General features: G+C 70.8%; 10 protein-coding genes. 6 read left to right on the top strand and 4 right to left on the bottom strand.

Features of this window, described 5'->3' with window-relative positions; all coding sequences use genetic code 11:
* Positions 1-27 precede the first annotated feature (27 nt).
* The gene (locus ABD808_RS24495; RefSeq protein ID WP_344900778.1) at positions 28-720 is read left to right on the top strand and encodes a DUF3159 domain-containing protein; all 693 of its coding nucleotides are present in this window, start codon (positions 28-30) and stop codon (positions 718-720) included.
* A gap of 69 nt (positions 721-789) precedes the next feature.
* Here the strand turns inward: ABD808_RS24495 and ABD808_RS24490 are convergent, their stop codons facing one another.
* A complete protein-coding gene (locus ABD808_RS24490) occupies positions 790-1,449 on the bottom strand; it encodes a potassium channel family protein (protein WP_344900622.1) in 660 nt (219 codons plus the stop codon).
* A complete protein-coding gene (locus ABD808_RS24485) occupies positions 1,449-2,114 on the bottom strand; it encodes a potassium channel family protein (protein WP_344900620.1) in 666 nt (221 codons plus the stop codon). Before ABD808_RS24485 ends, ABD808_RS24490 begins: the two co-directional genes overlap by 1 nt.
* A 246-nt stretch (positions 2,115-2,360) precedes the next feature.
* Here ABD808_RS24485 and ABD808_RS24480 point away from each other — a divergent pair, with 246 nt between their 5' ends.
* The 3 genes from ABD808_RS24480 to ABD808_RS24470 all read left to right on the top strand — a co-directional run bounded on the left by ABD808_RS24480 (position 2,361) and on the right by ABD808_RS24470 (position 7,778).
* The gene (locus ABD808_RS24480; RefSeq protein WP_344900618.1) at positions 2,361-4,394 is read left to right on the top strand and encodes an APC family permease; all 2,034 of its coding nucleotides are present in this window, start codon (positions 2,361-2,363) and stop codon (positions 4,392-4,394) included.
* Positions 4,387-5,724: a class I SAM-dependent RNA methyltransferase gene (locus tag ABD808_RS24475; protein WP_344900616.1), complete on the top strand. Its 1,338-nt coding sequence runs from the start codon at positions 4,387-4,389 to the stop codon at positions 5,722-5,724. The genes ABD808_RS24480 and ABD808_RS24475 overlap by 8 nt, the downstream gene beginning before the upstream one ends.
* A 311-nt stretch (positions 5,725-6,035) precedes the next feature.
* Entirely contained in the window at positions 6,036-7,778 is a 1,743-nt protein-coding gene (locus ABD808_RS24470) for a phospholipid carrier-dependent glycosyltransferase (protein WP_344900614.1), read from the top strand.
* 4,187 nt (positions 7,779-11,965) lie between these two features.
* On the opposite strand, the gene ABD808_RS24465 is transcribed toward ABD808_RS24470, so the two are convergent.
* Positions 11,966-12,115 (bottom strand): hypothetical protein, encoded by a 150-nt coding sequence (locus ABD808_RS24465; protein ID WP_344900612.1) that lies wholly within the window; start codon positions 12,113-12,115, stop codon positions 11,966-11,968.
* Positions 12,116-12,271: 156 nt separating this feature from the next.
* Here ABD808_RS24465 and ABD808_RS24460 point away from each other — a divergent pair, with 156 nt between their 5' ends.
* Entirely contained in the window at positions 12,272-12,772 is a 501-nt protein-coding gene (locus ABD808_RS24460) for a DUF6221 family protein (protein WP_344900609.1), read from the top strand.
* Positions 12,773-12,815: 43 nt separating this feature from the next.
* Complete coding sequence (locus tag ABD808_RS24455; protein WP_344900607.1) at positions 12,816-13,187, top strand: helix-turn-helix transcriptional regulator; 372 nt, start codon at positions 12,816-12,818, stop codon at positions 13,185-13,187.
* Positions 13,188-13,208: 21 nt separating this feature from the next.
* Here ABD808_RS24455 and ABD808_RS24450 read toward each other — a convergent pair whose 3' ends face one another.
* Positions 13,209-14,234: a glycoside hydrolase domain-containing protein gene (locus ABD808_RS24450; protein WP_344900605.1), complete on the bottom strand. Its 1,026-nt coding sequence runs from the start codon at positions 14,232-14,234 to the stop codon at positions 13,209-13,211.
* Between the last annotated feature and the right edge of the window lie 168 nt (positions 14,235-14,402).

Below are 14,402 nucleotides of genomic sequence, written 5' to 3'. Positions count from 1 at the left end.
GGCGGCCGGGAGTACGACGTGAGCGAAGTGGAAGCGAACCAAGGACACGGCGCGAACACCGAAGCCGATCCTGACCGGGCCGCGCACGACACCGTCGAGGCGGCCGTGCGCGCCCAGCTCAACAAGGCGCTGGGCGGTGTCCGCGGCATGGTCGAGGCCGCCGTCCCGACCATCGGGTTCACCGGCACCTATGTCGCGACCAAGGACATCAAGCTCGCCGTCGGCACGGGCGTCGGCGCCGCCGTGCTGCTGCTCGTGATCCGGATCGCGCAGCGCTCCAACCCGCAGTTCGTCCTGAACAGCCTCGTCGGCATCGCGGTCGCCGCGTTCTTCGCGCTGCGCTCCGGCAAGGCCGAGGACGCATTCCTGCCCGGCATCCTCCTCAACGCGGGCTACGCCGCCGCGATGCTGTTCTCGATCGTGGTGCGCTGGCCGCTCGTCGGCTTCATCATCGGCACCGTCACCGGCGACCCGACCGCGTGGCGCCGCGACCCGGGGATCGTGCGGCTGTGCTCACGGCTCACCTGGCTGCTGATGCTGCCCTGCGCGGTGCGGGTCGCCGTCCAGTACCCGATCTACCTCGCCGACGGCGACCAGAGCGGCCTGCTCGGCCCCGCCAAGATCGTGATGGGCTGGCCGCTCCAGGTCGCCGCGCTGGCCGCCATGGTCTGGCTGCTCGCGCGGGGCCGCACCCCCATCGAACGCGGCGGCCCCGCCTGATCCCGCCTGACCCCGCCTGCCCCTGCCCCCGTCTGACCCGGCGCGCCCGCTGCCGGACGCGCCGTTCGCTCAGTTGCCGCCGAGTAGTTCGGCGAGTTCGTCCTCCACGTCCTGGCTGGCCACGAACATCAGCTCGTCGCCCGGCTCCAGCGTGTCGTCGGACGTCGGGACGAGCACCCGCCCCTCCCGCAGAATCGCCACCAGCGCCGTGTCGCGCGGCCACTCCACCGACCCGACCCGCTGACCGCCGAGCGGCGCGTCGTCCGGCAGCGTCAGCTCCACCAGGTTCGCCTCACCCTGCCGGAACGTCATCAGCCGGACCAGGTCGCCGACGCTCACCGCCTCCTCCACCAGCGCCGACAGCAGCCGGGGCGTCGACACGGCCACGTCCACGCCCCACGACTCGTTGAACAGCCACTCGTTGTTGGGGTGGTTGATCCGGGCCACCACGCGCGGCACGCCGTACTCGGTCTTCGCCAGCAGCGACACCACCAGGTTGACCTTGTCGTCGCCGGACGAGGCCACCACGACCTGGCAGCGCTCCAGCGCGGCGTCGTCCAGCGCGGAGATCTCGCAGGCGTCGGCCAGCAGCCACTCGGCGCGCGGCACCATCTCGACCTTGATGGCCTTCGGGCTCTTGTCGATCAGGAGCACCTCGTGCCCGTTCTCCAGCAGCTCCGCGGCGATGGACCGGCCCACCGCGCCCGCCCCGGCGATCGCGACCCGCATCAGGACTCCTCCCCGTTCCGCGCCGCGACGGCGGCGTTGACGCGCTCGAGATCGTCGGCGGCCGCCATGATGTGCACGATGTCGCCGTCCTGGATCACCGTGTCCCGGTCGGGGACGAGGGCGTCGCCCATCCGCGACAGGAACGCCACCCGCGTGCTCGCGTGCTCCTCCAGCGCCCCGACCTTCTCGCCGACCCACAGATGCCCCGAGTCCAGCTCGGCGAGGACGACCTCGCCGGTCGGGTCGCGCCACAGCGGCTCCGCGCCCTCGGGGAGCAGCCGCCGCAGGATCTGGTCGGCCGTCCACCGGACGGTCGCGACCGTCGGGATGCCGAGCCGCTGGTACACCTCGGCGCGGCGGGGGTCGTAGATCCGGGCCACCACGTTGTCGACGCCGAACGTCTCCCGCGCCACCCGGGCGGAGATGATGTTGGAGTTGTCGCCGCTGCTGACGGCGACGAACGCCGACGCCCGCTCGATGCCCGCCTCGGCGATCACATCGCGGTCGAACCCGAACCCGGTGATGCGGCGGCCCCGGAACCCGCTGCGCAGCCGGCGGAACGCCTCCGGGCTCTGGTCGATGATGGCCACCGAGTGACCCTTGTCCTCCAGGATGTGCGCGAGCGTCGAACCGACCCGTCCGCACCCCATGATCACGATATGCACGGCCGTTTCCTTTTCCGTCCAGGGGGACGTTCCCCCTGTACCCCCCGCGCCGCGCACGGCAATCGTCGCTGGCCGCCCATGCCGTGCTTACCCGAGGATCGTTTCCTGTGAATGATCCCTACCGGGCTGCAAACCTACACATCCGCCCAGGGGAGCACTACCCGGCGGCGCCCTTCGGCGCGCACCGGTCCGGCCGCCGGGGGGACGCGGCGGCGGTGTCCCCCACAAAGGCTAGGCTCTCGTTTCGTGTCAAAGGTTCCGGACCTTGCGAAGCGGCTGCTCCTCGGCCGGGCGCTGAGTAGCGCACAGCAACACGAACAGCTCCTGAAGAAGCGCATCGCGCTCCCCGTCTTCGCCAGCGACGCGCTGTCGTCGGTCGCGTACGCGCCACAGGAGATCCTCCTCGCGCTCGGCGCGGGCGGCCTGGTGATGTACCACTACACCCCGTGGGTCGCTGCGGCCGTCGTGGTGATCCTGCTGACGGTGGTCGCCTCGTACCGGCAGAACGTCCGGGCCTACCAGAGCGGCGGCGGCGACTTCGAGGTCGCCACCACCAACCTCGGCGGAAACTGGGGCGTGCTCGTCGCGAGCGCGCTGCTGGTCGACTACGTCATGACCGTCGCCGTTTCCGTGTCGTCCGGGGTGGAGAACCTCGGCGCGCTGCTGAAGTTCATGCAGCCGCACGAGGTCGGCGTCGCGATCGTCATCGTGGTGCTGCTCACCATCGGGAACCTGCGCGGTCTCAAGGAGGCGGGCGTCGCGTTCGCGATCCCGACCTACCTGTTCATGTTCGCGGTCTTCAGCATGCTCGTGTGGGGCGTGTTCCGGCTCGTCCTCGGCACCGACCTGGAGGCCGAGACCGCCCACTACGAGGTCCGCGGCGACGAGGCGGGCGTCGCCGGGTTCGCCCTGGTCTTCCTGCTGCTGCGGGCGTTCTCGTCCGGCTGTGCCGCGCTGACCGGGGTCGAGGCGATCAGCAACGGCGTGCCCGCGTTCCGCAAGCCCAAGGGCGAGAACGCCGCCAAGACGCTGCTCATGCTGGGGCTCGTCGCGATGACGCTGTTCGGCGGCGTCACCGCGCTCGCCTACGTCACCGACGCCAAGTTCGCCGAACCCGACCAGGGCAGCAGCCTCGTCGACCCGTCCACCGGACGCGCCGTCCAGGACGCCGACCCGGTGATCGCGCAGGTCGCGCACACCGTCTTCAGCAACTTCGAACTCGGTTTCGCGCTCGTCACCGCGATGACCGCGCTGATCCTGTTCCTCGCCGCCAACACCGCGTTCAACGGGTTCCCCGTCCTCGGGTCGGTGCTCGCCCAGAACCGCTACCTGCCCCGGCAGCTGCACACCCGCGGCGACCGGCTCGCCTACAGCAACGGCATCATCATCCTCGCCACCATGGCCGGGCTGCTGATCTACGCCTACGACGCCTCCGTCAGCCGACTGATCCCGCTGTACACCGTCGGCGTGTTCGTGTCGTTCACCGTCAGCCAGGTCGGCATGGTCCGGCACTGGAACCGGCTGCTCGCCACCGAGACCGACGCCGCGCAACGCCGCCGGATGCGGACGTCCCGCGGCATCAACGCCTTCGGCGCCACCCTCACCGGCATCGTCCTCGTCGTCGTGCTGATCACCAAGTTCGCGCTCGGCGCCTACATCGTCTGCATCGCGATGCCGATCCTGTTCATGCTGATGAAGGGCATCAGACGGCACTACGACCGCATCGCCGCCGAACTGGTGCCCTCCGGGGAGGACGTCGCGCTGCCCGCCCGCATCCACGGCATCGTGCTCGTCTCCAAGATCCACAAGCCGACGCTGCGGGCGCTGGCGTACGCGCGGGCGACCCGTCCGTCCACGCTGGAGGCCGTCACGGTCGCGGTGGACGCCGAGGAGTCCCAGCGCCTCCAGGAGGAGTGGGACGCGCTCGACGTGCCCGTCCCGTTGAAGATCCTCGACTCGCCTTACCGGGAGATCACCCGTCCCGTCCTCGCCTACGTCAAGGGCATCCGGCGCAAGAGCCCCCGCGACGTCGTGACCGTGTTCATCCCCGAATACGTCGTCGGACACTGGTGGGAGCAGCTCCTGCACAACCAGAGCGCGCTGCGGCTGAAGGGACGCCTGTTGTTCCAGCCGGGCGTCATGGTGACGAGCGTCGCGTGGCAGCTCCAGTCGTCCGACCGGCTCAAGGGACGGATCGAACCGCCCGGCCCGGGTGCGTCACGGCGGCCGCCGCGGACCGGGGCACGCCCAGGGGCGGGTAATGTTTCGGGACGTGACTGAGCTGCAACCCGACGTCCTCGAACTGGAGGTCGGCAACGTCGCCAACGGTGGTTTCTGCGTCGCCCGGCACGAGGGCCGCGTGGTCTTCGTCCGGCACGCCCTGCCCGGCGAGCGCGTCCGGGCCCGCGTCACAGAACGCGCGAAGAACTTCCTCCGCGCCGACGCTGTCGAGATCATCGAGGCGTCCCCGGACCGCGTCGACCCGCCGTGCCCGTTCGCGGGCCCCGGCCGCTGCGGCGGCTGCGACTGGCAGCACGCCTCCCTGCCCGCGCAGCGCGCCCTGAAGGCCGCCGTCGTCCAGGAGCAGCTCGAGCGCCTGGCGGGCATCGACCGCCCGGTCACGGTCGAGGAGGTGCCCTATCCGGTCGATTCGGAGGTGGCGCCGCCGCCCGGCCTCGGCTGGCGCACCCGCGTGCAGTTCGCCGTCTCGTCCGGCGTCATCGGCCTGCGCCGGTACCGGTCCCACGACATCGAACCCGTCGACGAATGCCTGATCGCCCACCCCGGCGTCGAGCTGATGGGCATCGAACGCAAACGGTGGCCGGGCGCGTCCGGCGTCGAGGGCATCGTGTCCGCGACCACCGGCGACCGCGTCGTCGTGCTGCGCGGCCGCGACCGCCGCAAGGTGCGGGTGCCGAGGCTGGACGTGCCGGTCCGGCTCGTCCGCGGCAAGCCCGAGCCCGGCGCCTCGCTCCCGTACGTCCGGGAGGAGGTGTCCGGACGCCTCTACCAGGTCAGCGGCAGCGGCTTCTGGCAGGTCCACCCCGGGGCCGCGCAGCTCCTCGCCGACGCCGTCGTCGACGCCCTGGAGCCGAAGCCCGGCGACATCGCGCTCGACCTGTACTGCGGCGCGGGCCTGTTCGCGGGCGTCCTCGCCGACCGGGTCGGTTCGGACGGCCTCGTCGTCGGTGTCGAGTCCGACGGGCAGGCCGTCCGCGACGCCCGTTTCAACCTGCGCGACCTGCCGCAGGTCTCCATCGAGCGCGGCCCCGTCGACGAGGTCATCGCCGACCTGGAGTTCGGCCGCGCCGCCAGCGGTTCCCGCGCGCAGAACAAGCGCGGCGCCGGTCACCAGGGCGGCGCGCGCGTCCGCGGCGCCGACATCGTCGTCCTGGACCCGCCCCGCACCGGTGCGGGCCGCGACGTCGTTCAGCACCTCACCCGCCTGGCCGGACGCAAGATCGCCTACGTGTCCTGCGACCCCGCCACCCTGGCCCGCGACCTGGCCTACTTCGGCGAACGCGGCTGGACACTGGAGACCCTCCGCGCCTTCGACGCGTTCCCCATGACGCGCCACGTAGAACTCCTGGCAACCCTGGTCAGAGGCTGACCGTCGATCAGAGGCGGCCCGGCCCTTCGGGCCAGGCCGCCGCCCGGCGCCCGGCCCGCCGCCCCCTGTTCCAAACGGAATCGCAAGGCCCGCAATTAGATAGGCGAAAAACGCCTAACCATTTCACCAATAGTGCACCGCGAAGATCATTGTTCTCCTGAGCGACGGCTACCTTGAAACGCGACGGCACCACGGAAGCGGAGACGCGACCGTATGGGGCTGACAGCGCTAAAAGGATGTGCCGCGAAATGTGCAAATAACCCGGTGGGTAACGGACATTCACCGTCGGCACGCCATACTCGGGAGGCCACATGACATCCGGCGCCGACGTCGCTCTACGCGAACGGGTAAGGGCCCAGATCGCGCCGAACGGAACCGTGCCCTGGTGGCCGTTGCTGCTCGGCGCGGGATGGTTCGTGCAGGTCCTGCTCCGGTTGGCGCTGGCGAGGGGACGGCACGTCCCGCTCTACGTCCCCGACGAGGTCGGATATCTCCTCGGCGGCCGGTTGTTCGCGGGCGGCCCCGCAGGTGACATGACCGGAAGGCCCCTCTACTACTGCGGGTACTCGCTGCTCCTGGTCCCGGCGAACTGGATCAGCAACAATCCCGCCACCGTTTACCAGCTGGTTCTGGCGATCAACGCGTTGATCGGCGCCGCGGCGCTTCCGCTGGCATACGTGGCCCTCAAACGCATCGGTGTGCCCCAGATCCCGGCGTACATCGCGGCGACGTTGACCGCTCTGCTGCCGTCTAGCGTCCACTACAGCCAGTTCGCCCTGACCGACGCGGTCATGCCGGTGGCCGTCCTCGCCTGGCTGCTGCTCGCGCACTCCTGGCTCACGTCCGGACGACTGACGTCCGGGGTGGGCGCCAGCGTCCTCGCCGCGTACCTGTCCTGGATCCACGTGCGCGGCTTCGTCGTCGTCGTGGTGTTCGCGGGCCTGCTGGCCGTGACCTGGTGGCGCCGCTGGGCGGACCGGCGCGGCGTGGTGGTCATGGCCTGGGTGCTCGTCGCGACCACCATGATCGGTGTCCAGCTCAACGACTGGCTCCGCTCCCAGCTGTACCCACGGGGGACCTACCAGCTGGAAGGGCTGCTGTTCGACCGCCTCACGAGCCTGTCCGGCCTGGGCTGGACGCTGTCCCTCACCGCCGGGAAGTTCTGGTACCTGATCGTCTCGACCTGGGGCATCGCCGGAGTGGGCCTGGTCGCGTTGACCATCGCCGTGATCCGCGACCGCACCGCGGTGGAGACCCGCATCATCGCCGCGCTGGCCCTGATCTCCACTGTCGGCCTGGCGCTGGCGACCTCGGCGGCCACCCCGGACGAGAACACCGTCGCCAACTTCGTCTACGGCCGCTACCTGACCTGCGTGGCACCGGTACTCTTCATGGCCGCCGCCGTCCTGGCCGTCCGCTCCCCAGCCCTGACCGCCCTACGCGCGGCCCCCATCGCCTCGGCCGCCGCGGTGATCGCCGGGAGCCTTGTGTGGCTGCACGCGGGCGACCGGCTCTCCAAGGACTTCTTCCTCTCCACCGACTTCCCCGAGACCAGCTTCCTCACCTGGAACTGGAACGAACTCCGCCTCTGGCCCGCCACCCTCATGGCCCTGGTACTCCTCACGGGAGTCGCCGCGCTGGTCGCCTACGGAGGCAACCACGCGCTCGCGGTCAGCGCGGGCCTGATCGCCGCTGTCAACCTGGCCGCCGTCCTCGCCGCCACCGGCCACATCGTCGACCACTGGGACCGCCGCTACGCCGCGAACACCAGCCTGAAACAGCAGCTCCGCCCTGACGACAAGGTCGGAGTGAACTTCCCCGACCTCGACTGGCGAGTCTGGGTCCTGCACGCCTTCCAGTCGCGGCATGGGCTCGTCCCGATCGACCGCACAGGACGCTTCCCCCTACCAGCGGACCTGACGCTCGTCGTCGTCCCGTGGACCATGGGCACCCCACCCCGCCAGAGCTGGCCCGCCGCCCCACCGAACTGGCACATCGTCACCGCACACGCCCCAGGCACCGGCGGCTGGGTGGCTTGGCGCCGCACCAACTGACCGACAAAACAGCAGCACACGGACAAGCGGCCGATATCCCGCCATTCCCAACATTAGCTCCCCATGTGCACCCTTAAAAGCATGCCGCACAATAACCAGCGAATGCACCCACTAAATACCCGAGCGCAGAACAAGCGCTCCCCAGAAAATGTCACCGCCACCACCGCCTCTGATCGCGGTCGGCGCACATTCTTAAATGCAATCTAATGACACTCACATAAGCCTGGCAAAACGCGAGATCCCATCTATATGTAACCGGCGCCGGGGCACCTTCCGCGCTAGTTCGGCACCAGCCGCCCGCGAGGGCGGCGGCTCTCACCAGGGCACAAGAGCACGCCTGGCGAGTGCCATCGGGTGCGTCCACGGTTACGAGGGAGTTATCGCGTGTCCCGCTGGCTGCTGCAACGACGCCGCTCGATCAGAAACTCCATGATCTCGATCACGTTGCTCCTGGCTGCTCTGGCCCAGCCGTTCAACGCCCAACGCTCATCCGCCTCGACGGAAGAGGCTTCAGGAAAGAACGCGGACAGCAGCGGGGCCCGGCACCACACCGAGGACACGGCACACTGCGGAAAAGACAAGTGCTGCCACAAACCGAAGTGCTGCCACAAGGGCAAGTGCGAACACGGCCCAACCGGCCCGACGGGCCCAGCAGGTGAGGACGGCGCCACAGGCCCGACCGGCCCCCCAGGCGAGGACGGCGCAACAGGCCCAACCGGCCCCCCAGGCGAGAACGGCGAGCCAGGCCCACCCGGCGCCGACGGCGCGACCGGCCCCACGGGCCCAATGGGCACCGAAGGCGCGACGGGCCCGACAGGCCCCGCCGGCATGGACGGCATGGACGGCGACACCGGTCCAACGGGCCCAACGGGCGCCGACGGCGCACCAGGCCCCGCAGGTGCAGACGGCCAGGACGGCGCGACCGGCGCAACGGGCCCAACCGGTTTCACAGGCCCAACGGGCGCTGACGGCTCAACGGGCCCCACAGGCGCTGACGGTCAAGACGGCTCGACCGGCCCAACGGGTTTCACCGGCCCCACGGGCGCCGACGGTGCGACGGGCCCCACAGGCGCCGACGGCGCCACCGGCCCAACGGGTGCCAACGGCCTAGACGGCGCGACCGGCCCGACAGGCGCAGAAGGACCGACGGGCCCCGCAGGCGCGGACGGCCAGGACGGCTCAACCGGCCCCACGGGCCCGACGGGCGCCGACGGCGCGACGGGCCCGGCGGGTATGGATGGCTCGGACGGCGCGACGGGCCCCACCGGACCGGCAGGTATGGACGGCCTCGACGGCGCCACCGGCCCAACGGGCCCGACGGGTGCTGATGGTCTGGACGGAGCAACCGGCCCAACTGGCTTCACAGGACCCACGGGCGCAGACGGCGCGACGGGCCCCGCAGGTATGGATGGCGCGACGGGCCCAACTGGTCCCACGGGTTTCACTGGCCCAACGGGCGCGGATGGGGAGCCCGGCCCGACCGGTGCCACAGGAGCTGATGGTGAGACGGGCCCGACCGGTCCGGCAGGCGCAGACGGCCTAGATGGCGCGACGGGCCCAACCGGACCGACGGGTGCTGATGGCCTGGACGGTGCCACTGGCCCAACGGGCCCTGCGGGTGCCGATGGCGTTGATGGCGCGACGGGTCCGACGGGTTTCACTGGTCCGACGGGTGCCGATGGCGCGACAGGCGCGGAAGGCCCGACAGGGCCTGCGGGCGTGGACGGTCTCGATGGGGCAACCGGCCCGACGGGCTTTACGGGCCCGACTGGGCCCGCTGGCGACACCGGTCCGACTGGGCCTGCGGGTGTGGACGGCCTTGACGGCGCTACGGGCCCAACCGGTCCGACGGGCGCGGACGGCGCCACTGGCCCGACGGGTGCTGATGGTCTGGATGGAGCAACCGGCCCGACCGGTCCCACGGGCCTTGAGGGCCCGACGGGTGCTGATGGTGCAACCGGCCCCACGGGCGCCGATGGCCCGACAGGCCCGACGGGTGCTGACGGTGCGACGGGCCCAACCGGTGCGGCGGGCGCAGATGGTGCTGATGGCGCGACGGGTCCGACTGGTCCGACGGGACTTGAGGGTCCGACCGGCGCTGATGGTCAGACGGGTCCGACTGGGCCTGCGGGTGCGGACGGCCTTGACGGCGCGACCGGCCCGACGGGCGCCGATGGTGCGACTGGTCCGACGGGTCCTGCGGGTGCCGATGGCGTTGATGGCGCGACGGGTCCGACGGGTTTCACTGGTCCGACGGGTGCCGATGGGGCTACGGGCGCGGAAGGCCCGACGGGGCCTGCTGGCGTGGATGGTCTCGATGGGGCAACCGGCCCGACGGGTCCGACGGGCCTTGAGGGTCCGACCGGTGCTGATGGCGCGACCGGCCCCACGGGCGCCGACGGTGCGACGGGTCCGACGGGCTTCACCGGTCCGACCGGCGCCGATGGCGCGACGGGTGCAGAAGGCCCGACGGGGCCTGCTGGCGTGGACGGTCTCGATGGAGCAACCGGCCCGACCGGTCCGACGGGCGCGGACGGTGCCACTGGCCCGACGGGTGCTGATGGTCTGGACGGACCAACAGGCCCGACCGGCTTCACGGGTCCGACGGGTGCTGATGGTCTGGATGGGGCAACGGGCCCGACGGGCTCTACGGGACCGACCGGTGCTGATGGCGAGACGGGTCCGACTGGGCCCGCTGGTGCGGACGGCCTGGACGGCGCAACTGGCCCAACAGGTGCGGACGGCGCGACTGGACCGACGGGGCCCGCTGGTGCGGATGGACTGGACGGTGAGACGGGCCCAACCGGCCCAACCGGTCCGACAGGCTTTACGGGTCCGACGGGCTCTACGGGTGCTGATGGCGCGACGGGACCTACGGGTTTCACTGGCCCGACAGGCGCTGTTGGCGCGACGGGCGCGGAAGGGCCGACGGGACCTGCGGGCGCGGACGGCTTGGACGGCGCAACCGGCCCGACTGGCGCGACGGGATTCACGGGCCCCACTGGTGCCGACGGTGCCACAGGCCCCACGGGCCCGACTGGTGCTGACGGTCTGGATGGAGCAACTGGCCCGACGGGCTTCACTGGTCCGACCGGCGTTGCGGGTGCGGATGGTGAGACGGGGCCGACCGGCCCGACGGGCTTGATGGGCCCCACGGGCCTGGATGGTGCGACGGGCCCGACGGGTGCAGACGGCGCCACGGGCCCAACCGGAGCCGCAGGTACGGATGGGACGACCGGCGCAACGGGCCCAACAGGTTTCACGGGTCCGACGGGTGCTGACGGCGCGACCGGCCCTACAGGCGCCGATGGTGCTGATGGCGCCACGGGTCCCACTGGACCGACGGGTGCTGATGGTGCGACCGGCCCCACGGGTGCCGATGGCGCGACTGGTCTAACTGGTCCGACTGGCCCAACCGGCTTCACTGGCCCAACGGGTGCGGACGGCGCTGACGGTGCTACGGGTCCGACTGGCCCAACGGGGCTTGAGGGCCCGACTGGCGCTGACGGTGCGACGGGTCCGACGGGCTTTACTGGTCCGACGGGTGCGGATGGTGCTGATGGCGCGACGGGTCCGACTGGCTTCACCGGTCCGACGGGCGCAGACGGTGCTACTGGTCCGGCGGGCGCTGATGGCGCGACCGGCCCGACTGGTCCGACGGGGCTTGCGGGTCCGACGGGCGCTGACGGTGCCACCGGCCCTACGGGTGCGGATGGCGCTACTGGACCTACGGGTGCGGACGGGGCCACTGGACCTACGGGGGCCGATGGGGCCGATGGTGCTACCGGGCCGACGGGACTTGCTGGACCCACCGGGGCTGATGGGGCCACCGGTCCCACTGGTGCCAATGGGTCTACCGGGCCTATTGGGTTCACGGGGCCGACCGGACCGACGGGGGTTGCGGGGGCCGTTGGTGCTACCGGGCCCACCGGGCCGTCTGGGGTTGGGGCTACTGGGCCCACTGGGCCTACAGGTGCGGGGGCTACGGGGCCGACCGGGCCTACCGGGGGTGTTGGTGCCACTGGGCCTACGGGGGCCACTGGTGCGGGGGCTACTGGGCCGGCCGGGCCTACCGGGCCGACTGGGCCTGCGTCCACCGGTGTCACCCAGACCACTCGTGTGAGCCAGCTGGTCAACATTCCGGCCGGGAACCAGGCCATTCAGGGCAGCGCGTACTGCCCGGCCGGTTACACCGTCACCGGGGGTGGCGCGACCATGGGGAACACGAATGACGGGACGATCTCGTCCACCGAACCCTTCCCCGGTGGCGTGCAGGCCTGGAACGCATGGGGGCGGTCGTCGTCGGCCACCACGATGACGGTGTACGCGATCTGCATGCGGATGTCCTGAGTCTCGTAGTGATCACCCTTCGGGGTCTCCGGCGATCGGGCCGGGGACGCCGGAGGGTGATCGCTTGCGCGGGGTGGGCGGTGTAGTGATCTTCGGGTGGCAGGATCGAGGGGCGGGGGGTCGACGGCGGAACGGGAGTGGCTGTGAGCGATCTGGTGGAGTTTCTGCGTGCCCGGCTCTTCGAGGACGAGGACACCGCGCGGTGGGCGGCCGACTACCGGTCGCGTCCGAGGACGGGCGCCGACCTGTCGGGGCAGGAGCGGTGGCAGTGGGTCGAGACGCACTCGGGGGAGCGGCTGCGACTGGGGCGGCGGCCCATGGATCACCTGCAGAGGCCCGTGTCGTTGAGGAGTATCAACGAGTATCCGTGGCAGAGCCGCCCCGGGTTCGGACCGCATCTCGTGTTGGACGTGCCGTTCGTCAAGGAGGGCGTCGCGCTGCACATCGCACGGCATTCGCCCGCGCGGGTGGTGGCGGAGGTCGGGTTGAAGCGGCGCCTGCTCGAACTGCATTCGCGGATGAACGGGACGGGTGTCTGCCAAACGTGCGGCGAGCGGGTCCGGGAGGGCGGGTGCACGACGTTGCGGCTTCTCGCGATGCCGTACGCCGACCATCCGGCATACCGGAGGACGTGGGCGGTCTGACCCGCCCTGGATGTTTCCTGGTATTTCCGGCATGCTGGGCGCCATGGCCGGGGACGTGGACCGGGAGCGAGTCGCCAAGTACGCGGTGGCGCGGCGCGGGTCGCTCGGGTTGACGCAGGAGCAGCTCGCCGAGCGGGCCGGGGTGACGGTCAAGACGGTCTACAACCTGGAATCGGGGGAGCGCTGGCCGCAGGCGCGGACACGTTCCGCCGTCGAGGACGCCCTGCGATGGCACCCCGGTGATCTGGCCAGGATCGGCGAGGGCCTGGAGCCGCAGGACGGACGCGACCACGTCGCGCCGGAACTCGCCGAGCTCAACGCCTACTTCGCCGAGCTGCGCACCGACCCGGGAGACAAGCGGCGGATGGCACTCGCCTTCTTCCGCGCCCTCTACGGCGAACCGGACGGCCGCTGACTTACCGGCTCTTGCCGGGTCTCATCTCCAGAAGAACACCTTGGCGCTGCCATGGGCGACCTTGGCGCCCCCTCCGCCGTGCTGGATCAGCTGGAAACGGACCCGGTGCCCCTTCCGGACGGTGTCGGCGGCAAGCCCGTACACCAGGTTCGTCGTGTTCCCGACGGAGGTGAAGTCCTGGACAGGCCCGACCTCGAACTTGTTCACGTCGTCGATCTCGACCTCGATGGCGCGGGCCTGGATGAGCGTCCCCTCGGGAACGCCGTTGACGGTCGCCGCGACGGACAGGCTGTAGCGGGCGGAACCGGTGAGCAGGCTCGGGCCGCCCTTGTCGTAGTGCTGGTGCTCGCGGTCGGAGTACTCCTTGTCCCAGCTGATGTTCGTCCAGGTGCCGGACGGAAGCTCCTGTTCGGCGCCGGTGCCGACGGACACGTAGTCGGGCATGTCGTCTCCCCCGGGCGAGACGCCGACGCGCCACTGCCCGTAGTCGTTGTGGACGGCGCGGTCGTAGTCGACGCTGACGCCGTTGATCTCGTGGCCGTTGGAGTACTGCTGGAGTTGGGCGCGCTCGTCCCACCGGCCGCCGGACCAGGCGTAGGTCTGCCAGCCGTAGGTGATCTTCTTGGCGTCGAACGCGCGTTTCGTCGGGCCGTAGGCGGCGTAGAGGCCGACCCTGCGGCGGCCGATGACGCTCGCGGCGCCGTCGAGGTAGGCGTTGATCTCGTCCTGCTGGCCGGCGGAGGCGTCCCAGTCGGCGGCGAAGTAGATCGGACGGTCGTCCGGCATCCCGCACGCCCGTGCCTGTGCGGCGGCGTCCTTGGCGTCGGCGGCCCCGGCGGACTTCCCGTCCAGCGGACGTTTCGCGGTGTTCTCCCACACGACGACGAGCCAGATGCCCGCGTCGGAGAGGTCGTTGGCCTCCTCGCGGGTCAGGTTCTTGCCGGTCGTGTCGTGCGAGAGGTAGCGGCATGCGAACTTGGCCTTGGCGCGTTTCAGGGCGGACGCGCCGGGACGGCCCCACGCGTAGTCGACACCGAAGACGGACATGGCCTCCCCTCCCGTGGTTCCGGGCTGTCCGTCCGATTCAACAAGGTCTGACCGTGATCACACACCGTTTTACAGTGACAACCATCCGTGACGCCACTCATCACTATCTGTGTCGACACGCCGACACGGCGCTAGGTCGACGGCACGCCCCTCGCTACAACGGACGTG

Source organism: Actinomadura meridiana, from assembly GCF_039537545.1.
Taxonomy (GTDB): domain Bacteria; phylum Actinomycetota; class Actinomycetes; order Streptosporangiales; family Streptosporangiaceae; genus Spirillospora; species Spirillospora meridiana.
This window is presented reverse-complemented; position numbering and strand designations above follow the sequence as displayed.